The sequence below is a fragment of the Pseudoalteromonas sp. S3776 genome (assembly GCF_005886915.1).
Lineage (GTDB): Bacteria > Pseudomonadota > Gammaproteobacteria > Enterobacterales > Alteromonadaceae > Pseudoalteromonas.
Genome location: NZ_PNCU01000125.1, coordinates 1 through 350 on the forward strand (window position 1 = coordinate 1; position 350 = coordinate 350).

Here is a 350-nt window from a genome sequence, read left to right on the forward strand (position 1 = left end):
TTTCTTATTTTGGCCCTGGTTTACGGCTACAACGCCTATCAGATTCCTCTTCAGCCCTGGAGTATGGATGAACCCTTTACCTCCAGAACTCTGCCGATTTTTCTCAGTGCCATTGGTTCCATAGTGGCTCTATTGATGCTGATTCTTCCTGACAATGAAGCCCAGTCCCCAATAGAAAGCTTCTCGGGACCTGGCTGGAAAGTCACCCTGGCCTTGCTGGTATTGATGAGCTTGTTAGGTGTGGCTCTGAAACCATTGGGCTTTCTGGTTTCCACCACCTTGTTCCTGTTAGGTGGCTACTGGTTGTTAGGTGAGCGTCGTATAAAAGTACTGCTGCTGGCTTCCCTGCC

The 350-nt window shown here is 49.4% G+C and carries 1 protein-coding gene; it reads left to right on the plus strand.

The window, feature by feature from the left end:
* Positions 1-350 (plus strand): tripartite tricarboxylate transporter TctB family protein (locus CWC16_RS19415; RefSeq protein ID WP_138542690.1); only part of this gene is annotated, 350 nt, incomplete at both ends.